General features: G+C 44.0%; 15 protein-coding genes. 10 read left to right on the forward strand and 5 right to left on the reverse strand.

Annotated features, from left to right (window positions below; translation table 11 throughout):
• Positions 1-23 precede the first annotated feature (23 nt).
• The 6 genes from EKG39_RS13085 (at position 24) to EKG39_RS13110 (ending at position 9,303) form a co-directional block, all read left to right on the forward strand.
• On the forward strand, positions 24-1,577 hold the full coding sequence (locus EKG39_RS13085; protein WP_126506192.1) for an arylsulfatase: 1,554 nt from the start codon (positions 24-26) through the stop codon (positions 1,575-1,577).
• 54 nt (positions 1,578-1,631) lie between these two features.
• Entirely contained in the window at positions 1,632-2,270 is a 639-nt protein-coding gene (locus tag EKG39_RS13090; RefSeq protein WP_126506193.1) for a hypothetical protein, read from the forward strand.
• Positions 2,271-2,410: 140 nt separating this feature from the next.
• On the forward strand, positions 2,411-3,514 hold the full coding sequence (locus EKG39_RS13095) for an efflux RND transporter periplasmic adaptor subunit (RefSeq protein ID WP_126506194.1): 1,104 nt from the start codon (positions 2,411-2,413) through the stop codon (positions 3,512-3,514).
• Entirely contained in the window at positions 3,514-6,591 is a 3,078-nt protein-coding gene (locus tag EKG39_RS13100; RefSeq protein ID WP_126506195.1) for an efflux RND transporter permease subunit, read from the forward strand. The genes EKG39_RS13095 and EKG39_RS13100 overlap by 1 nt, the downstream gene beginning before the upstream one ends.
• A 26-nt stretch (positions 6,592-6,617) precedes the next feature.
• Entirely contained in the window at positions 6,618-7,733 is a 1,116-nt protein-coding gene (locus tag EKG39_RS13105; protein WP_126506196.1) for an OmpP1/FadL family transporter, read from the forward strand.
• 286 nt (positions 7,734-8,019) lie between these two features.
• Positions 8,020-9,303 (forward strand): tyrosine-type recombinase/integrase, encoded by a 1,284-nt coding sequence (locus EKG39_RS13110; protein ID WP_126506197.1) that lies wholly within the window; start codon positions 8,020-8,022, stop codon positions 9,301-9,303.
• Positions 9,304-9,489: 186 nt separating this feature from the next.
• On the opposite strand, the gene EKG39_RS13115 is transcribed toward EKG39_RS13110, so the two are convergent.
• On the reverse strand, positions 9,490-10,020 hold the full coding sequence (locus EKG39_RS13115; protein ID WP_126506198.1) for a hypothetical protein: 531 nt from the start codon (positions 10,018-10,020) through the stop codon (positions 9,490-9,492).
• Between the two features lie 623 nt (positions 10,021-10,643).
• Here EKG39_RS13115 and EKG39_RS13125 point away from each other — a divergent pair.
• Both EKG39_RS13125 and EKG39_RS23835 read left to right on the forward strand, forming a co-directional pair.
• Positions 10,644-12,224, forward strand: coding sequence for a DNA sulfur modification protein DndB (locus tag EKG39_RS13125; protein ID WP_126506199.1), 1,581 nt, complete (start codon positions 10,644-10,646; stop codon positions 12,222-12,224).
• Positions 12,225-12,625: 401 nt separating this feature from the next.
• On the forward strand, positions 12,626-13,015 hold the full coding sequence (locus tag EKG39_RS23835) for a helix-turn-helix transcriptional regulator (protein ID WP_126506200.1): 390 nt from the start codon (positions 12,626-12,628) through the stop codon (positions 13,013-13,015).
• A gap of 185 nt (positions 13,016-13,200) precedes the next feature.
• Here the strand turns inward: EKG39_RS23835 and EKG39_RS13135 are convergent, their stop codons facing one another.
• From EKG39_RS13135 to EKG39_RS13150, 4 genes are read right to left on the reverse strand one after another with little or no spacing between them, the layout of a single operon-like run.
• Positions 13,201-13,944, reverse strand: coding sequence for a hypothetical protein (locus EKG39_RS13135; protein WP_126506201.1), 744 nt, complete (start codon positions 13,942-13,944; stop codon positions 13,201-13,203).
• Positions 13,945-13,952: 8 nt separating this feature from the next.
• Positions 13,953-15,698, reverse strand: coding sequence for a DEAD/DEAH box helicase family protein (locus tag EKG39_RS13140; RefSeq protein WP_126506202.1), 1,746 nt, complete (start codon positions 15,696-15,698; stop codon positions 13,953-13,955).
• 1 nt (position 15,699) lies between these two features.
• Complete coding sequence (locus tag EKG39_RS13145) at positions 15,700-18,219, reverse strand: ATP-binding protein (protein WP_126506203.1); 2,520 nt, start codon at positions 18,217-18,219, stop codon at positions 15,700-15,702.
• Complete coding sequence (locus tag EKG39_RS13150; protein ID WP_126506204.1) at positions 18,216-19,388, reverse strand: DNA cytosine methyltransferase; 1,173 nt, start codon at positions 19,386-19,388, stop codon at positions 18,216-18,218. Before EKG39_RS13150 ends, EKG39_RS13145 begins: the two co-directional genes overlap by 4 nt.
• Positions 19,389-19,677: 289 nt before the next feature.
• Here EKG39_RS13150 and EKG39_RS13155 point away from each other — a divergent pair, with 289 nt between their 5' ends.
• A complete protein-coding gene (locus tag EKG39_RS13155) occupies positions 19,678-20,046 on the forward strand; it encodes a hypothetical protein (protein ID WP_126506205.1) in 369 nt (122 codons plus the stop codon).
• 543 nt (positions 20,047-20,589) lie between these two features.
• Positions 20,590-20,970 carry an AlpA family phage regulatory protein gene (locus EKG39_RS23840; RefSeq protein WP_126506206.1) on the forward strand — a complete coding sequence of 127 codons (381 nt, stop codon included), beginning with the start codon at positions 20,590-20,592 and terminating at the stop codon, positions 20,968-20,970.
• Positions 20,971-21,031: the final 61 nt, after the last annotated feature.

Genomic DNA, 21,031 nt, shown 5'->3' on the forward strand with positions numbered 1-21,031 from the left:
GTTAAATAGATCTAGGAGCCATTATGGTTAACAAATTAACCAAGTCAGCGATCGCCTTAGCAGTTGTTGCCTCTACCGGTGTGTCAGCAGCATCAACTCAGCCTAACGTCGTTGCCATCATGTTAGATGATGTCACCACCATGGATATCTCCGCATATCACCGCGGTTTAGGCGCAGTCAGTACGCCTAATATCGACCGTATTGCCGAGCGCGGCATGATGGTAAGTGATTACTATGCTCAAGGCAGTTCAACTGCGGGTCGCTCTGCCTTTATTACTGGCCAATATCCTATTCGAACCGGCTTAACCTCTGTCGGCCAACCAGGTTCGACTCGTGGTTTGCAAAAAGAGGACCCAACGCTCGCAGAGATGCTAAAAGACAAAGGTTATGCCACGGTGCATGTGGGTAAAAGCCATTTAGGCGATAATAATCCCCACCTACCAACAGTGCACGGCTTTGATGAGTTCTACGGCTTCCTGTATCACCTAAACGTGATGGAGATGCACGAGCAGCCTGAGTTTCCAAAAGACCCTAACTTCAAAGGGCGCGGTCGCAACATGATCCATACCGTCGCGACCGATAAGTTTGACGATACTGTTGACCCCCGTTTTGGTGTAGTCGGTAAGCAAACAATTAGCGACCAAGGTGAACTGGGTTCTAAGCGGATGCAGACTGTCGATGGTGAGTTCTTAGATTTTGCTATCAACTGGCTAGAAAAGCATGAAGCGACGAATGACGACCAGCCATATTTCATGTGGTACAACCCAACGCGTATGCACCAGAAAACCCATGTGCGCCCTGAGTACCAAGGTGCTAGCCAACATAATACCTACTATGACGGTTTAGTTGAGCTCGATGATCAAATTGGTGTGCTTCTCGACAAGCTAGAAGCGACCGGAGAGATAGACAACACCATCATCCTATTTACCTCCGACAACGGCGTGAATCTGGACCATTGGCCTGATTCCGGAGCGGCGTCTTTCCGTGGCCAAAAAGGTACCACTTGGGATGGCGGCTTCCGCGTACCTATGTTAGTGAGCTGGCCAGCTAAGATCCCTCAAGGAGAATACACCGATGGTTTGATGTCTGCCGAAGATTGGGTGCCAACGATTATGGCTGCGGCGGGTGACGCGAATATCAAGCAAGACTTGCTAACAGGCAAGAAGATTAACGACGAAACCTACAAGGTGCATATCGATGGTTATAACCAACTGGATATGTTGACTGAGGGTGGCAAGAGTAATCGGCATGAGTTCTTCTTCTATAACGAGAATAGCTTAAATGCATTCCGTGTTGATGAGTGGAAAGTACACCTTAAAACCAAAACCGAATGGATTGCCCCTGCAGATGAGTGGCCATTGGGCATGATCCTCAATATTAAAGCGGATCCGTTTGAGCGCTCTCCTGATACCCGCGGTTGGTTCCTGTGGATGAAAGAGAAGACTTGGGTACTGCCAAAGCTACTAAAAGCGGTTGGTAAGCATCAGCAGTCACTTCAAGCCTTCCCTCCTCGTTTAACAAACGGCGGCATTGGTATGAACGACAAGTCTGTCGTTGAAGAAAAGAGCAAAAAATAACCATAGCAGGTGCGCTCAAGCGCACCTCATTCTTGATTTGCAGGGGATATATAGATGGTTAACAGAACATTGCCGGCGCTAATGGCACTCGTGATTTCACAGCTTGTTTACGCTGAAGAGCCCGCTGATATGACTGACCCTATGTCGGTCTATACCGGTGGCGAAATTGTAGCGGGCAACAAAGGGCTGGGCGCGACGTTTCAGTTTGGTATTTCCAAAGGGGATTGGGGCGCACTAGGTAAATTAGAAGCTAAAAATAACTTCGAAAACTATCGGGTACGTTTTTTTACCCCAAATAAGAAGACCGGCACCGGACTTTTTATCGATGCAGGGCATGATTTCTCTGTTGATGGACTCACTAGCAACTACGCCACAGTCGGGGTGATGCAGGTCTTCCCGCTTTCCGACAAAGTTAAATTATACAGTGCATTAACCTACGGCAAGAGTTGGGAGGCAAATGACCAATTCAGAGAAACTCGCATTATCTCCAGTGTTAACTACTTCAAATATGACTTTGCCGAAAAGTTCTTTTTACAGATCGCACCGCAATACAGCTACGGCTTAGATGGTGAAGAAACAAGAAGGTTTTCCGCCGAGTTTCAAATTGGTTACAAGGTCGATCAAGACAACGTTGTAGTGATCACGGGGGATAGTGATAACAACGCCTGGATAACGTATCGCGCCCGATTCTAATGAATATCGCTATGTCACGTAAGACTGTTAAGCCTGTCTCTTAACTGTACCCATTCATAAGGCCGCAGGTATTAGATGGTCAATCCTGGCATGACTACCCACATCCTCCACACAGTAAAAGGTGGAGCTTGGAGCAAGAGATGATTGACGTAAAAAACCACAAATTACTGTTAGCTTTAATGGGCTCATCGGTATTGTTTGGCTGTAAAACTCAACAACAAGAGAGTGCTGAACAGGAGCCTAGCCTTATTCGACCTGCAAAGGTCATTACAGTCGAGGCTGCCAACCCTAATAGTGAGAGACGATTTTCGGCAGTAATCGGGGCAGAGCAAAGCACAGAGCTTGCATTTAGAGTGAATGGGCAAGTGGATTTACTGGATGTAGTAGAGGGGCAAAAAGTCAAAAAAGGAGAATTAATCGCTACACTTGATGATACCGATTTTACCATTCTCGTCGACAATGCTTCAGCCAAATATGATCTGGCGCTCGCACAATATAAGCGTATTCAACGACTCACAAATAAAGGCTTAGCGTCAAAATCTGAGGCGGATACATTACTGGCACAAATGCTGGTTGCAAAAGCCACGTTAGAACAAGCAAATCAAAGTCTTAAATACACCGAGTTGCGGGCACCATTTGAAGGGGTTGTGGCAAAAAACCATGTAGAGCAGCATGACCATATCGCCGTGGCTCAGCCGATCCTCTCATTCCAAAATGAATCACTTCAAGAGGTGAGTTTCGATCTCCCTGAAAAATTAGTTGAACGCTTCGACCCTGGGAAACTTATCAATTTCAATGCAAAAGTGGTGTTGGATGCCTACCCCAATACACAGATAGAAGCTCAGTTTAAAGAGATGCAAAAGAACAGTAGCCATGGCGCACTCAGTTATCGCGTGACTTTCTCTATGTTGTCACCTGACTCCCTGCGAATTCTCCCGGGTATGAGTGCCGACCTATCATTGAGCCTGCCACAAAACTTAGCACAAGCGGAGCTGGTTAAAGTGCCGTTAGCAGCTGTGTTTAGTGATGAAAAAATTGCGCTAGGTGACTCGAAGTCATTTGTATGGGTAGTCGATGATAGTAACCAAGTTGCGCAACAGGAGGTTGAGTTTAACCGCATTGAGCATGACGGTGCCGTTATAGCGGGTGGGCTGAGTGTTGGTCAGCGCATTATTGCCGCAGCACCGACTCGTATGGCACAGGGGCAGGAAATCAAGCCAATGGCACGTGAGCGAGGCCTGTAATGGATACCGGTATCGAAAAGGAAAGTAGCGGCATTGCTGGTTTTTTTATTAAAAATTCCGTCATTAGTTGGCTGATTATCGTTTTACTGGGCGTCGGCGGGTACTTTGCCTTTCAAGACTTAGGTCGACTGGAAGATCCTGAGTTTACTCCGCGTTCAGCCATGATAGTTACCAGCTATCCTGGCGCCTCGGCGGAGCAAGTCGAGGAGGAGCTTTCGCTTCCTATAGAGAACGCGCTGCAACAACTGCCCTATGTTAAATACATAAAGTCGGTTAATACAGCGGGGTTAAGCCAAGTCGAAGTGATGATGGAGTCGCAGTATACCGGCAAGTACCTGCCACAGATCTGGGATGAAGTTAGGCGCAAAATTGGCGACTTAAAGGGGCTTCCCCCCGGCGCCGGTACACCTGTGGTAAACGATGACTTTGGTGATGTATATGGCATGATTTGGGGCATTTCGGGTGAAGGGTACAGTTATGCCGAATTAGAGTCCTATGCCGATTATCTTCGTCGTGAGGTGGTGACGATAGAGGGGGTTAGCAAGGTAAGTGTTGCGGGTACCCAGCAACAACAAGTGTTTATTGAGCTTTCAAAGCGAAAGCTGGCGGCGCTAAACATCCCGGTGAGTCACATTGAGTCGCTATTAGCTCGGCAGAATGTAGTTTCCAATGCGGGCCGAATCAGGGTGCAAAACGACACCATTCGTCTGTCGCCAACAGGAGAGTTCTCCAACGTTGGTGAGCTTAGAGAGCTGGTGGTCAGTCCCAAAGGAAGTGATGCCCGTATTTATCTGAGCGATGTAGCCGATGTGAAAATGGGTTACGCCGACACACCGATTAAGATGATGACCATTAATGGTCAACCTGCACTCGAATTTGGGGTCTCTTTTCTTAGGGGTCAGAACGTGATCACCGTGGGAGAGCGAATTAACACCTTAATCGATTCGCTAGAAAAGTATCGCCCAGTCGGAATGGATTTGGAGCTTATCTACAACCAGCCAGAACAGGTTAAACAAGCGGTAGATGGATTTGTTGTCAGCCTTATTCAAGCCGTTGCCATTGTCATTGTAGTGCTTTTACTGACCATGGGGCTCAGAAGTGGCTTCATTATTGGTACCGTTTTAATACTCAGTGTTATGGGTACCTTTATGGCCATGGAGCAGATGGCCATCGATCTGCAAAGGATTTCACTAGGTGCACTGATCATTGCTTTAGGGATGTTAGTCGACAACGCCATCGTTGTTGTTGAAGGCATACTCATCGGCATGCAGCGCGGTAAAACACGCTTCGATGCGGCGGTGGAGATTGTAAAACAGACTCAGTGGCCCCTACTGGGTGCCACCGTTATTGCGGTAACCGCATTTGCCCCGATTGGTTTATCTGAAGATATTTCGGGTGAGCTGGTTGGTAGTCTGTTTTGGGTGGTTCTGTTTTCATTAACGCTTAGCTGGGTCACCGCAATCACCATCACGCCATTCTTGGCCGACAGGCTGTTTAAGTCGATGAAAGTGGCTACAGACGGTGAGATGGTCGATCCCTATAAAGGTGTCATATTTACCAGTTACCGCGCGATCTTAACGGGCTGTATTCGGTACCGCAAAACCACCATGTTGCTGCTCATTGTGTTGCTGCTCGGCTCAGTAAAAGGCTTTGGCATGCTGAAAAATGAGTTCTTTCCACCAATGAACCTGCCGAAGTTTATGGTTGATACCTGGCTGCCATATAACTCCGATATTAATGCCACCGCTGAACATATGAGAAAGATGGAGCAAGCCGTACTCGCACACCCAGAAGTTGAACAGGTCTCCTCCAGCATAGGTGGTGGGCATGTTCGGTTTATGCTCGCCTATAAGCCAGAGAAGCTCTACAACAACTACGGTAACTTGCTGATCACGGTGAAAGATGTTGCTCGCCTCAAAGAGGTGATGAGTGATGTAGAAGAGATAGTCGAGCAAGATTTTGCTGGAGCTACCTATAACTTTAAACGCTTCGAGATGGGACCTGCACCCGACGGCCGAGTAGAAGCGAGATTTGTGGGCCCCGATCCTGATGTATTAAGAAGCTTATCGGCGCAGGCAAAAGCGATTATGGAACATTCTCAAGATGCATCGGCCATCAGAGATGATTGGCGTGAGCGTACTAAAGTTATCCGCCCGCAATTTAATGATGCTGCGGGTCGGTCGCTCGGGATCAGTAAGGCGCAAGTTGATAGCGTGTTGCTGGCAAATTTCTCGGGAAGAGCCGTGGGATTATACCGAGATGGTAGCGATCTATTGCCCATCATTATTCAGCCTCCTGAGCAGGAGAGAATGGATATTGGCGGTATTAATGAGCTACAGATCTGGAGTCACGAGTTAAGCCAGTACGTCAATCTTGGCCAAGTGCTAAAAGAGGTACAGGTGGAGTTTGAAGACCCGGTCATTATGCGACGAGACCGCAAACGCACTATTATGGCGATGACTGATGAAAGTCCGATGGGCAGTAGTACCACTGCGTCGGTTTTAAACTCATTTAAAGCTGAAGTCGAAGCTATTGAGCTGCCCGAAGGCTACAGCTTAACTTGGGGGGGAAAGTATGAGTCATCTCGCGATGCCATGATTGCCTTGAGTGAAAAACTTGGCGGCGGCTATTTAGTCATGATGCTGATAACCATCTTTTTGTTTGCCTCCTATAAAGATGCAGCTGTTATCTGGACTGTGGTGCCATTCGCTCTTATTGGGGTTGTTATAGGACTCTACTTTGCCAACATGCCTTTCACCTTCTTGGCACTGCTGGGAACCATGAGCCTATCGGGGATGCTGATTAAAAATGCCATTGTGTTGGTTGAAGAGATAAAGCTACAGCTCTCCCAGGGTAAAGAGGCCTACCTCGCTGTTGTGGATGCGTCAGTGTCTAGGGTTCGTCCGGTAAGTATGGCTGCAGTTACGACTGTACTAGGCATGATCCCATTGATTTTTGATGGTTTCTTCCAGGCGATGGCTGTCGCCATCATGTCGGGTCTCACCTTCGCCACGATATTAACCCTCATAGTGATCCCTGTGATGTACACCATGATCCATAAAATCAAAGCGCAGTAGAACTGCGCTAATTGAGTGAGTATAAAATGAATAGAAGTAAAATCCTTTTAGCACTCTCTGCAACAGCAGTGATAAACACAAGTAGCGCCATGGCAGCAGGGCTTAGCCTGTCTCAAATCGGCACCGCTGACAGTGTAGCAACCGCTGGTGTTGCTGGAGTCACCAATAATTCCGATGCCGCAGCAACAATCACTAATGCGGCAGGTTTATCAGGGATAGAAGATTCAAATATGATGCTGGGTGGTCAGTTATTAGATGTGCGCTCTCATTTTGAACCCGAAGAGGGCGAGAGCACCCGAAGCAGTGGCTTACAGTTTATCCCACATCTGTCCTATGCAAAGCGGCTCAACGAAGATTGGGTGGCAGGCATAGCGCTGCACTCGCCCGGTGGCTTAGGCGTTGCTTACAGTAATGGTATTGCCGGTGGCGCACAAAATATTATTAAAGAGAACAAAATTACCATGCTAAGCCTAACCGCTTCAGCTGCGTACCAAGTTAATGAACAACTCGCCTTAGGCGCCAGTATCATCACTAACTATGCCGGCGTTGAAGCATCGGTGTTCGATCGCACTGTGACAGGCAAACAGTTGGCACCAACATTTGCACTTTCGGCTCAATATCAGCTGAGTGAGAAAACACGCATTGGCGCAAACTATCAACATGGTAGCGAACACGATATCGAATTTGATGAAGCTATTCTCGGCATTCAAGGCATGGCCATCAATTGGCCGGCGACGTTTGACATTGGCATCGATCACCAGCTTACCGAGAAATTGAACATTATGGCGAATGCCAAATGGCAATCTTGGAGTGACTACGATGCTAACTATCAAGACACCTATTCAGCCGGTATCGCTGCCGGGTATCAAGCGGGGGACTGGCTGTGGCAAGCGGGCTTCAGCATTGATAGCAGTCCAGTTGATGCCGAATATAGAGATGTGGTGCTGCCACTCGATAAACAATGGCGATTAGGAATAGGCGCTGAAAAAACCTTAGCTTCAGGGGCTAAATTGGGGATCGCATATCAATATCAGAACCTAGGTGATGCCGAGATTGCTTCTCAAGGGAGAGAGTTGCTTCGTCCATCAGGAGAGTACAGCGAGAATCGGGTGCACTTCATCACTTTATCTTATCAATTCTAATTCTTGGCAAGCCGAAGGACGGTATGATGACTGGACTTCGGCTTATCAAATTTCAGGCATAAAAAAACCTGCTCAAAGGCAGGTTCTTATCTCTCAAACGAGAGTGTCTCTAATAAAGAGATATTTGATTGGTACCGGAGGACGGACTTGAACCGTCACGCTCGAAAGCAACGGATTTTGAAAAGAACACCTCTAAAAATACTCAACAATATCAATAGATAAAAACAACACAAAACACCTTTGCAAATTCTTTGCAAGAACAAGCTTTTCTCATTATGATGGTTGTATGAGCAAACAAATCGAACGTCACAACATCTCAGACAAACTCTATGTCTACCTTCAGAGTAACAGTAAATACTGGTACTGCCGCTTCGTGCTGTACGGTAAATGGTACGCTAAGGCCACAAAGAAGACAGATCTGAATGAAGCCAAAGCGATGGCTCACCGTATTTATATGGATTATGAAATACGAGCCGAGACCAATACCTTAATCGACAGTAAACGCTTTAAAGATGTGGCGGAGAAAGCCATCGACCAGATGCAGAGTGAATTAATGCATGGCGGTGGTAAGGTCATCTACAAAGATTACATAGGTGCCCTGCGTAAATATCATATCCCCTACTTCGATCGCATATTCATTACTTCCATTGATCAAGAGAAGATCCGTGAATTTGATAAATGGCGGATTGAAGAGTTCAAACGTATACCTGCTAAGTCCACAATCCAAACACATAACGCTGCTCTTCAGATGGTCTTCAAAGAAGCCATTGTCAGGAAGTGGATGATCCCCATGCAAGTCCCGGTACTCAACAGCGAAGGATTAACCAGCCAACGCCGTGCAGCATTTTCCAAAAAAGAGTACGAAAAAACATACGATGCGATCATGAAGCTCGAAGAAAATAGCCGCAAAGAGAAAACACGCCAAATCAGAGAGCTGCTATTAACTTATATGGAGTTTGCCGTTCACACTGGTATCAGACCCGGCACTGAGATGGAGGGCTTAACTTGGGGTGATATTCACATGGAAACCGATGAGCACAATGTTGTTTTCTACGTCACCGTAACAAAGGGCAAAACAACCAAACACACAGGCACAAGGGAGATAGTTTGTCGTGATGAAATCTTCTCTTGTATTGAAGAGCTGCGTGAACGATTTCCAGACCGGAAACCATCAGATAAGTTATTTAGGCTTGCCGATGGCTCAACGACTAAAGAGCTTGGAAAGGCGTTTGATAAGGCATTAGTTGATGTAGGATTAAAACAATCAGCACATGGTGTCCGAACACTTTATTCATTACGCCACACCTATATCACTTGGCAATTGATGTCCGGTGAGGTGAGCATGGAAGTACTGGCTAAACAATGCGGTACAAGTCTGCAAATGATTGAGCAGCACTACAGCCATGTAGTTCCCAAGATGTTCACTCGCGAACTTTCAGGTGTTGAAGTTAGAAAATCAAAACCTAAAAAAAGAGCTCCCTCACCAACCGCTTTAGCAAAAAACAATGCAAGGCTAGTAAAACAGTTTAATGAGTGGAAGCTTGAGTATAAAAAACGTGGCTGTATCTAAATACTTTAGATAGCCTTGGAGAGTCGGCTGATAAGACAGCTGAGCCAACTCATCAAATACTATTCTATTTAGCTTCATAGTAAGCAATCGCTAATATATGTAACAGATGGTGAAACAAGCCACCATGGTTACTTGTTGATCACCACATAAATTTTAAGCAAGGGTTACTGCCTAAGAAATCCTGGACTATTCAGGTGCAGGGCTCGGCAGCGGTGACAATTTTTTCAGATAGAGATCCATGGCTGATGGGCAAGCAAGGCCGTATGTTCTAATTGCTCTTTCATATCTCCCAGTATCTTTATCTTTATCTTTATCTTTAAAAAGTTGGATAGCAGCATTAAGATATGAAATTATGTCATATAGTTTTTTCGTCGGAGGAAAAGGCACTGTCGCTAGGTCTACGGCCAAAGATGTGTTGTCAGTATACGTAAAATCATAATAGGCAGAAAATGCTATATTTTGTAACGTCTTAAGTTTTGGTATGACTTCATTATCGTACCGTTTCTGGGTTTCCTCATTAGCATTGCTATATTGATCGCTCATTCTGAATTCTGTACTGCAGCGGGAGCTAAGATCTCCAACTCCTTCGTAATCAGTATCATATGCAAGCGATATGGCGACTTCTTTCGCAATATCTTCTCTGTCGTCACCACAAGCCACCAGACTACTAACACAAAGAACCAAAACACCAACCTTTACCAATCCCATTCCCTTCATAAGAACTACAACTCCATATAAGTTAAACCTTTAAGCTGAAAGATAATCCTATCATGTTTTCATATAAATCTGCTGATTGGGTAATCCCCAAAAATAAGCTCTGTGTAACAGAGCCAATCATCAATTACATCTGTAGCTATTACTGTCAAGTTTGACCACACCTTTACCATAATGGCCAGACACCGAATGAATCAAATCGATAATTCAAAAAACGTGGCCAAAATTAGTTGACCACTACACCTATATCACTTGGCTGCAATTGATGTCTGGTGAGGTGAGTATGGAGGTTTTAGCCAAACACTGCGGTACTAGTGTTCAGATGATTGAGCAGCACTACGGCCATGTCGTACCCAAGATGTTCACTCGCGAACTGTCTGGTGTTGAGGTTAGAAAGTCTATTCATAAAAAGGCCACTCGATCGCCAGCTCCTTTAGCGAAAAGCCATGCAAGGTTAGCAAAGTAGTTTAATGAGTGGGGGCGTGAGTATAAAAAACGCGGCTGTATCTAGTTAGCCTATAAGAGTTGGCCGATATGACAGCTGAGCCAACTCATTAATTTCGATTCCATTGGGATTCAACATAAGTAACCACTAACTTTTGTAACAGGTGGTGTGCCAGATAAGTATGGTTACCAGTTTACCACTCACAACAGAAACCCACACAACAAACCCCTGGGAACTTATAAAAAACACCATGGAGCTGTTTACACCAAGTTCTATTAAAGGTATTATCTTTTCAAATCATTATTTAAGGGATAAAAAAATGTACGATTCAAAAGACGGAAACCCAACCCCAATATCTGGTAGCTTGGGTGATATATTAGGTGCTGGCTCAGGGAATGAACTTCCTATCATGACTCAAATAGCTCATAACATGGGTAACCGTACATTTTTATTTTCTCTGCCTATGAAGAGCTTCTATGAACGTTCTATGGTGGCAAATGAGCGTGGGAAAAATGGTGATGTAGTCGCACAGAGACCTTTGAATGTTCCTCATGCATCTAAACTTGCTAAATACATGCTCAAAGGTTTGGTACATGCAGCATCATTTAGGCGAGAATTAGAAAAAAAGCCTGAATCAGAGGATTTAGCGAGCTTAGCAAAGCTCTTAGGTAAACAACCTTATGTATCTATGCAACCATTAGTATGCAACCTGAGAGATATAGACCCAGGTTTAAGTAACCTTCGTGGGGAAAGAGTCTTAGCACAAACAACTGGTGATACGGTTGGCTTTAAAGTTTGGTTATCTCAAAACCATTTACTTTATGTTGTTGATGGTCAGCATAGAAGAAAAGCTATGGAATTACTTTTCGATTTCTTAAATCAATCTATCACGAACCAATCACTAGGAATAAAGAACAACCTTTTAATGCCTATTAAAGGTCAGCTAGATGCAGGCATGGTAAGTGCGTTACAAGAAATTCAGCAGGTGGCTAATACCTTTGCTACAGTTCAATTGGAATGTCACTTGGGGCTTGATATTGACCAAGAAAGACAGCTATTTCATGACCTAAATAATTTAGGTAAAAAAGTTGAAGCAAGCTTAGCCCTACAGTTTGATAATTCAAACCCTGTTAACGTCTTTATTAAAGAAGAGTTAATTGATGACGACACTACATTAAGTTGGGATATTATAGAAAAAGATGTCACTGATTGGCATGATGATCAAGGAGCTATTAGTAGGAAAGATTTAGTATCAATAAATGCTAGGCTTTTCTTAAACAAAACTAGTATCGGCGGGGCTATGCCAGCTCAAGTAGATCCTAGAAAAGAACTGGTATCAAGTTTCTGGAAGCAAGTTTCTCAAATACCTTTCATTGGTGTACCCGGTGCAAAAATGAATACGGTTGCAGCTCAGCCTGTTGTACTTAAAGCTATAGCAAAATTAATTTATGATTTCGCATTTGGCAAGAAGTCAAACTCGCAAGATCTCGACACCTTGCTAAATAATCTTACCAAAATTGATTTCTCGCACAGTAACCCTATGTGGCGTTACTATCAGCTAACCTCTGATGAAGTTGAAGCACTAGAGTTATCAGGACTAAAGGACTACCTCCCTACAGATGATGAAGGTAAGAACCGAGATATTGGTCAATTTGATAATCTTGCCAACACAATGAGATTCGGCGCTAAGCATAATGATATATTCCCCATCATAGGCGATATGATTCGTTGGAATTTGTCACTACCAAATAGACACATTTAGTACTTTCTTATCGGTTAGGGCTAAACCTCAATTAGCCCTATCCTAAAATCGAAATGTGCATATAGAATTTTTAACACAACCCCTTCCCTTATGTGTCATTGTTGACTCTATCTTAAAACGAGTTAACGATAATAGATATTACTATTAAGTTGGCAAGCCATTGGTAAACCTTGCCTTTATTAATAATAATCTCATTGCAAATCAGCATTACTAATGGCACCCGCGAGCCTGAAACCTGGTTAAAAATGGATCTTCCTATGTACACCAAAACAAATTGATTTTTACCTATGGTGTTCTGAATATTAAACTCGAAACGATTGCCATAAAGTCAGAGGAGAAGATAAGCTTATTGATGTTTCGAATAGTGTAGCTTTTTATTAATTAGCTTGGAGAGCAGAGTGATGAAGAGGTCTGATTACGAAATAGTTAGCAATGAACTTTCACATATAAAATCTACTACAGAGGGCACTATCAGAGCACTAGAGCTGAACCTAAAATACATCAATACAATTGAGGCTCAACTCAGAACCAGTATTGATAAGAAAGCACTTATAGCGACATTAACTCAACCCTCTCTAAGCCGTCCTGACCCGAAAAAGCAGCCAAGTGACTTAATAAAAATCAAAGAGGTCACCCAAATTACAAGCTTAAGTCGCTCTACCATTTACACTAAAATTAACCAACAAGACTTCCCACAATCAATTTCACTAAGCAGTAGATCTGTAGCTTGGGTACGAAAAGAAGTAGAAGACTGGATTCAACAAAAAATGGTTGAAAGGCTAAACAAATAAAAACAATGTAAAGCCCAATTACAGGCGGAACTTGTGAAACTAATCCAACTTAAGATTACAAACTAAATACTCTAAAGCTACCTATATTACTTGGCAGTTGATGTATGGTGAAGTAAGCATGGAGGTACTAGCCAAACTGTATGGTCGTATAAAAGTGCTTATTTTTCAAATGCTAGTTATTTTCATTAGCTACTTGGCCCTAAATATAAAGCATTTAAGCCGCCAAGTGACTGTAAAAAGTATCTCTGTTTTAGAATACGAACTACTTTATAAGGGGCATTAATTACTGGGCGCCCAGCTAAGACAACATAGGTACCGCTCGAAAGATTTTCAGGTGCTACTCCCTCAGAGACCAACAGAGCTTTTGAACCAGCAAGAAAAAACTCATAAACTCCCTGCTCAAGAATGCGTGGAGAGCCTCCTGACTGCCGCTCCATTATTCCCGAATGGGTAGCAATATCTTGGCTAACAACAACTGTCTGTATTTTTACCTGTTCTTGGTTTACTACGTTTTTCGCTGTTGCCTCTAACTTTTTCTTCAATTCCTCAGCAGCAACTACATCCATTTTTCGTAATTGTCCAAGAGGGTGCGTACCCTCGGGCATCATAACCAAGTGCTTTTTCCCCTCGATATAAAGCCACTCTACCTGTGGCAAACAAGCCATGATGGTTTCTGGCTGATTACGGCTAGACCCGGAACCGCCAAAAACACTATCTACATGAGCAAAACCCTCTTGACAAAAAGCGTCCCAAATACGTTTCAAATCATTGAACGGACGTGATTTATTCTTCCCCTTGGATGTTGTCAACCAAACCCGTTTGGCTTTTCTATCGACTTGAGTAAGCTTTATTTCTGCACCTGGACGGATACTTTTCAATTCTAAACCGACCATCGATTCAACTTGGCCTATAACATCATCAAACGTCATGTCGAAAGTTACCTCTTGTTAAATGACGGTGGAAACTTAAGTACTGAAGCATCTTCATTGGCTTCTTCTATTGCGGCAACATCATCGAGCCACTGCCGTAAAAAAGTCTCAGTCTTTGGGTCTTCCCCACCAACCTTACAGAATGAAACTTTGTAAGGCAGGCGGACACGGACAGGGCGACCAGGCAGCGGGCCACCATCTTCTCCCAGCGAGTCTTTTAGACTGATCCCTGCGGCAAACCTTCTAATATCAGAAACAAAATCTAAGACAACAACCTTATCTTTTCCAGGGCTTAATCGAAGTCCCCTTCCTAACTGCTGAATGAATATTCGCCTACTGTGAGTAACCCGTTGAAATACAATGATGTTAACATCTGGGACATCAATCCCTTCATTAAAAATGTCAACGGCACACACCACTTGTATCGCTCCATCATTAAAATCGCATAAGATTCGGTTTCGCTCATAACCTTCAAGTACCATTCCCCCCATTGTTCTGGAGTAGATAGCTTCAGCACGGCAGAACCCTAGCGCATTAATCCGGTCACGCATCGTTATAGCGTGATCGACCGTCCCACAAAAGACAATGGCACGGGGAACCTGCTGCTCAAACCATGCCTTTTTCAGTTCAAGGACAACGGCATCATCCCATTCGGAAATAAATAGGGTCCGGTTGATTTTCCTAGGTGAAAAGTTATCACCTTTCAAATCCCGCAAGGCATTCCAGTCAATATTGTCAGTAAACATCCGGTAGTCAACATTCGACAAGAAACCACTTTTCAGCCCTTTAACAAGATCAATGCTAACAATTGGGTTACCGAATACACCCGTCAAATCGGTTTCATCGGGCCGCCACGGCGTCGCTGTTGCACCAACAAGGAAAGGACCACCAGGGCGACCTGCATCTGCAGCATACAAAATATCGGCATACATCCCGTCGTCCCCTACGTGATGGCATTCATCAACAAAGACAACATCGAACGGCGGTAGCTGATGCCCATTTTGTACATATGACGACACGGTATTGAGGCAGGCAAAGACAAACGGAACCCGCTCAAGCTCATCCGCGCCGGGACGTTCATAACCATTCCATACCAGCGTTTCCTGCGATGTTTTCAAGTATGGCCAAAACGAGCGCTCGAGCTGGTAAACAAGATCGTTGGTGTGGGCTAGAAAAAGGACCCTAACCTCTTCCCCTAACAATATTCGACGAAGAAATTCAAATGTGACATGCGATTTACCAAGGCCTGTTGCCATAACGACCAGTGCACGATTTGCTTCAGGTCGATGGTATTCATGGACCAATAGCTGAATAGCGTTTTCCTGGTAGTCACGACGCTCAAACACTTCGCTCGGGCAGCCATAAGGATAGTCATCAGAAAGGTGTGACGTATTTTTCACCAGCTGGTCTGCGCTCCATAATTGAAGCGGGATCCCCTGCGCCATCAAGGCCTGCTGCTGCCTTACAGCTTTCTCCTGAAAGCCGTTCAGAGCCACTATTACAGGTACATCGGCACGGTAATAACGCAAAGACTCAAGAGTTGTATCGACCACATCAACACCGATCCTAGTTTTCCAATGCTTAACTTGGATAAGCCAACGCTTTCCGCCTTTGTGAGCGATAACATCCGCCCCTTTGTCGCGGGTCTGACCAACCAGCCTTACACCGGAAAAGCCTTTATGGGCCAGATAACGGCAAACCAGGCGCTCAAATGCCTGCCATGAGCCATAAATACTTACTTCGTTAAAAAACATCCTACCCCTCAAGCCCTTTTTTTAAGAACTCCAAGCTAGCACGAGTCCTTTTCACCAAGACCGGATCAATGTTCTGAGAGCCTAGGAAGCTGGCACAATCTTCAAGGCAGTTCAGGTATCTATTTCGCGTCTGCTGCCTAATATCATCCATTATGGAGTCCTGAATGCCCGCAATAGATGAGAACCGATCGCCCCAAACTGCTCCGTCAAAAAAGTACGCCGTATACTTATCAAAAATAGAAACTATAGTGCTGACACCAATAAAGCGCATAAAGGATCCATCAGATTTTAACTGCTCCATTTTCGATATGTCTTCACCTTTGTCGATGAGATTCCCGACTAGCACCTTCTTGTCTTTTTCAGCCAGCTCCTCAAAAATTTCTTCAGAAGAACTGACCAAAATACCAGGAAGGCGAGTAGACAGTTCAGCAAAAAGTGACTCTACATCTTCCCTAACGCTCACCGAACTATCTGATAGTGATTCTGACCAATATTTATTTAAGATTCCCCACTCAAGATTGTTCAGGGAATGAGCTGGCTGGAACGCTGTGCCTGTAAGGCGACCATTAGAGACATGTTTGTAATATGCCACCTCACTGGCAATAATTTCTTCAGGCTTAACTGCTAATGATTTAAACAGCGGGTGTGTTTTATCAACAAAGATTTCTACGGCTTCACCTTTGCTCACAATAGCCGGCAATATCGTACCTTTATCATTAAGAACCATTGGCCTATGTACTGAATAGCACTCAACATCAATCGGCTGGCTATTGCTATCATCCGCCAGCCTAATCGAGCACCCCGATATAGAAAGTGACTCGTCATAGTCCGAGTTTGCCTTTAGGTACTCCGGCGAGAGCTTATTGGGGGTACCGCGGGCAGAGTCACATTTGGAGCAGTTTTCAGCTATAGCTAGATTTTTCGTATTACAGACTAGGCATAACCAAGGCTCTACAACCTCGGGGATTTGAGAAGAACCGCATAAATCGCATGACAGGGCGGATAACGGAATTTCTCCTTCACACGCGAAGCAGGGTTTACCAATCAATATGGCATCGCATACAAGGCACTTCTCGGCAGACTGGAGGTTCTCAGCCGAACATTCCGGGCACTCAACCAATGACTCGACAGGTTTAGTATCAGCCCCCTCAACCAAACTCCACCATTCATCATCATCAAAATAGCCAGGTACCCCTTCATTAAACTTTCTGAGATATTCTTCTTCTGTTTTGCGTGGAATACGCTTCGCTGTATTCGCCGTTTCATCCCAGTACCCCATATAGAGATCTTTCTTACCAAACTGACGAACACGGCGAAAGCCTTGGTATAATGTATAGATCGGGGAGTCGTTTGAAACCCCATTGGTCTTGCCAGGCTGAAGTGATGTTTCACCACGGATGAAAGAAACAGCAGCCTGCCACTCGGGGCTGCTACGTTGGAAATCTTGCTTCATGAAATCTACCGGAACGTGGTCCATCTGGATCTCACCTACAATACGACCATAGGTACCATCTATCGGGTAGTCCTTGATCGATTTACCGAACTCATCAATAAACTCAAAAAAAGCGGCTTTTTCGAGCAACCTGATAGCCCTTCCGTTTCTGATCAAGTCAATTCCAAAATGGGACTCATCATCATAGCGCTGTATCCCAACCCAGCCCTTAACGGTTTCATCAATAGTCCTTAGCGACAATGAGGAACACACCGGGCATACATCACTTTCCTTGGAGACGAGCGCAAAGCATTCAGTACAACGGCTCTGTTTATCGATAACTACAGAAAATTCACGCTTTGCATAAACCCGCCCACTCCCTTTGCGCTCGACGAAGCGTTTGCTGCCCCAAACACAGTGATGAAAAGGCTGGCAAGGCTCTCCATTAACAACAATATTGACGAATTTTTGCTTCAGCAAAGTGGAATAACGACGGCCAATTTCTGACCTAACCTTCGGACGGCCGTAGCTAATTAGCTTTTGGATGAAGCCTGAGTTCGCGTTACCTTTTGGCCACCAATTCGATACTTCAATAATCGTACCGTTTTCAAAACCATCAGGTTTATCTACCAATTCAGGAATAACCTCAAAGCTGGCCTGCTCCTGAATGGCAATAAGATCGACAACAACTTTCAGTGCCTGTGTATCCCCCTTACGGGCTGTTATCACCGTTGTCCGACTACCGAGCTTACCCGTAGCAATATTGAGCCCCATCCCGAACAGGCCAAGGCTATCGTATGGGTTGTTGCCAGAAAAGCCTGCTTTTAATGCTTTTTCTGCCATTTCAGGAGACATACCTATACCGTTATCACGGACACGGATAGTCCCCAGGTTATCCTCCAGTTCCTTGCGGGAAGGAAGATCTACAATGGCCATCGGGTTCGATACCTCAAAACCCGAGTTTCTTGATAGGGAAAAGGAATCAATGGCATTGTCTATCAGCTCAGAAAGCGCATCCATTGGCTTAAGCGGTGTATGGGTTAAGGCAATAAGAACTTTTGGATCCGGCGTCAGGTCAAAAGACTTCATTTATTTAATTCCTCGAGAAAACTTAAAATAGCCCCTGAAATAGCAGCAGATAGCTTCACAGGAACACCATTCCCTATCGTTTTGAACTTGTTAGTTAGTGTCATTTCTTCAGGGAACCTATATTCATTTGGTACAGACTGGAGCAACATTGCCTCGCGCACAGACAGTCGCCGTGAAAGCGTCGGGTGCAAATGCACCTCATTGTTGCCATAAGCCGCTGTAGGGCTGTATCGATAGCGATGAAGACGCTTGAAGCTTTTGCGGGAAACATCACCTTCAAGAACTTCGCCTATTTTACTACTTTTGGGAGATAGCCACTCATCGCTGTTTGGCAGCAAAAATCGGGCTTCGTCACAAATATACGTTCCGACCATCAATGATGCTGGGCAGGGAGGTCGATTGGGTACACATCCTTTTTCAACAGGCTCATTGGGCCAGCTAAAGCGATACTTGGCGCCATTGAATTCAGGTACTTCTGGCCAGGGAAACCAATTTTCATATATTTCAAAAAAAGCATTTGTCGCGTAATTGCGTAACTTAGGAACCGTACTCGATATCGAGACAAGCTTCTTTAAGCGTGACGATGATACTAGGGGACGCAGATAGGTCTTCCGGAAACCAACAATAAATACACGCTCACGGTCCTGAGGGACCCCAAAATCAAGCGCGTTGAGTATTTTTATGTCAATGACATAACGACTGGTTAATTTGTCCAAGAGGTTGGCCAAAAACTCTCGATGTTTGCTTGTGCGCAACAGTCCAGGTACGTTTTCAAATAAAAAGAAGGCAGGATTAATTTCAAGAATACGATTTACATACACTTCAGATAGTTTTCCGTTGCTACCTGTTTCCCCACGATTTTTACCTCCAACCGAGAAGTCCGGACAAGGCGGACCGCCAATGATCCCGAACAGCTCTGGTACCTTACAGCTACCAAAGGCCTCACTCAGAATTTCATTCGGACCAATTTCCAATATTGACCTAACATTTTGAATTTTAGCTAAATGGCCGTGATAACCTAACGAAGATATACCCATCTCAAATCCATTAACAAAAGGTAAATGATTTTCGTTATGCCACAAAGTATTGAACCCTCTTTGCAGGAAACCTATATCGAGAAAGCCAGCGCCTGTAAAAAACGATAACAAAGGGATACCATCTAGCTTCATATAAACTTTAACGTTTTGAAAATATAGTTCATATTAATATGTCTTTGGTTATGCAATTGCAAGTCATTGCTCTTAAACGGTGAAAAAACCAGATTACTCTAAAGTGAGTCAATTTACGGCAGCCAATTCTCCTGCAGAAACCAGTAAAGCAACTACGTATAATTGTATTACAAGGAAAAACATCTCATTTCTACTTACTTACGATTTAACCTAGCTGTACATACTTGTTATAACTGATAAATTTAAGGTATAACTGTATCTATTCACTATAGAAAGGGAGACTACCACGATGGATTATAATTTAAATGTTTGTCAAAACCTTACAAGTCACGAAGACATAGAGCTCCAGAGCATTTCTGGACGAGCTGATATAGTACTGCATAAAATTGATCAAGCGGGCTATCACCTTACATGCGCTGACGGAAAGCATTTCACGGAACCTCATAGCCGAGTAGAGAAAGTCTTTCAAAAACTACTTGAGAATGGAGTAATACATGTTGATGCTGCTTTAGAAAATAGCGGTACCAGAAGAAATATACCCGAAACTTTACTTGCGAATTTACCTTTCGTTGAGCACGGCAAAATAGAACACAGAAAACACCTATATTTGCAAGACGGTCATACTCATGATAAATGGACATTGAAATGTGCTGACTAGCAACAACTTCTGTGAATGCACTTCTTAATCCCAGAACGGTTTAAGCCACAACTGAAATCACATTTAATTCTACACTTGTGATAATGAGTTATGGCTTTTCTAATTTAACTTGATGAGCAACCTCCACCTCTCCGAGCTTCTGTTTATCACACTAATTTTAGCTACATGATTAGAGGTGGTATCATCACATTCCATTGATAAATCATTAGTCTAATGACGCTCTAATGTGAAGCTCAGCATGACTCGTACGATACTTAACTCCAACTTAACGATAATGATTATTACCATCAAGTTGGCTAGCCATTAGTAAAAATTGAATTTTCGAATAAAAACCAGTTAAAAGTAGGCAAGACTAATGGTTTCTTCGAGCCTGAAATCCGGTTGAAAATGGCTCTTCCTACGCACAAAAAAACTAATTGGCTTTTACCTATGATTTTCTGAATATTAAACTCGAAACGATTGCCATAAAGTCAGAGGAGAAGATAAGCTTAATGATGTTTCGAATAGTTTAGCTTTTTATTAATTAGCTTGGAGAGCAGAGTAATGAAGAGATCAGATTACGAAATAGTTAGTAATGAACTTTCACACATAAAATCTACTACAGAGGGCGCTATCAGAGCACTAGAACTAAACCTAAAGTACATCAATACGATTGAGACCCAACTCAGAGCCAGTATTGATAAGAAAGCACTTATAGCGACATTAACTCAACCCTCTCTAAGCCATCCTGATCCGAAAAAGCAGCCAAGTGACTTAATAAAAATCAAAGAGGTCACCCAAATTACAAGCTTAAGTCGCTCTACCATTTACACTAAAATTAACCAACAAGACTTCCCACAATCAATTTCACTAAGCAGTAGATCAGTAGCTTGGGTACGAAAAGAGGTCGAAGATTGGATAAGTATGAAAATGAACGATAGATAGGGCCTGTTATTACACTAGCTTGTGTTAGTCATCGAGCAGAATAAAGCTGATATGAAGCGTG

Origin of the sequence: Shewanella atlantica (genome assembly GCF_003966265.1) — a bacterium.
In the GTDB taxonomy this organism is placed as follows: domain Bacteria; phylum Pseudomonadota; class Gammaproteobacteria; order Enterobacterales; family Shewanellaceae; genus Shewanella; species Shewanella atlantica.

Coding starts and splice junctions, on each gene's coding strand:
- EKG39_RS13125 (WP_126506199.1), top strand. CDS start 10,644: ATGGTTACCAGTTTACCACTCACAACAGAAACCCACACAACAAACCCC.
- EKG39_RS13085 (WP_126506192.1), top strand. CDS start 24: ATGGTTAACAAATTAACCAAGTCAGCGATCGCCTTAGCAGTTGTTGCC.
- EKG39_RS13105 (WP_126506196.1), top strand. CDS start 6,618: ATGAATAGAAGTAAAATCCTTTTAGCACTCTCTGCAACAGCAGTGATA.
- EKG39_RS13090 (WP_126506193.1), top strand. CDS start 1,632: ATGGTTAACAGAACATTGCCGGCGCTAATGGCACTCGTGATTTCACAG.
- EKG39_RS13135 (WP_126506201.1), bottom strand. CDS start 13,944: ATGACGTTTGATGATGTTATAGGCCAAGTTGAATCGATGGTCGGTTTA.
- EKG39_RS13145 (WP_126506203.1), bottom strand. CDS start 18,219: ATGAAGTCTTTTGACCTGACGCCGGATCCAAAAGTTCTTATTGCCTTA.
- EKG39_RS13140 (WP_126506202.1), bottom strand. CDS start 15,698: ATGTTTTTTAACGAAGTAAGTATTTATGGCTCATGGCAGGCATTTGAG.
- EKG39_RS23835 (WP_126506200.1), top strand. CDS start 12,626: ATGAAGAGGTCTGATTACGAAATAGTTAGCAATGAACTTTCACATATA.
- EKG39_RS23840 (WP_126506206.1), top strand. CDS start 20,590: ATGAAGAGATCAGATTACGAAATAGTTAGTAATGAACTTTCACACATA.
- EKG39_RS13100 (WP_126506195.1), top strand. CDS start 3,514: ATGGATACCGGTATCGAAAAGGAAAGTAGCGGCATTGCTGGTTTTTTT.
- EKG39_RS13110 (WP_126506197.1), top strand. CDS start 8,020: ATGAGCAAACAAATCGAACGTCACAACATCTCAGACAAACTCTATGTC.
- EKG39_RS13115 (WP_126506198.1), bottom strand. CDS start 10,020: ATGAAGGGAATGGGATTGGTAAAGGTTGGTGTTTTGGTTCTTTGTGTT.
- EKG39_RS13155 (WP_126506205.1), top strand. CDS start 19,678: ATGGATTATAATTTAAATGTTTGTCAAAACCTTACAAGTCACGAAGAC.
- EKG39_RS13150 (WP_126506204.1), bottom strand. CDS start 19,388: ATGAAGCTAGATGGTATCCCTTTGTTATCGTTTTTTACAGGCGCTGGC.
- EKG39_RS13095 (WP_126506194.1), top strand. CDS start 2,411: ATGATTGACGTAAAAAACCACAAATTACTGTTAGCTTTAATGGGCTCA.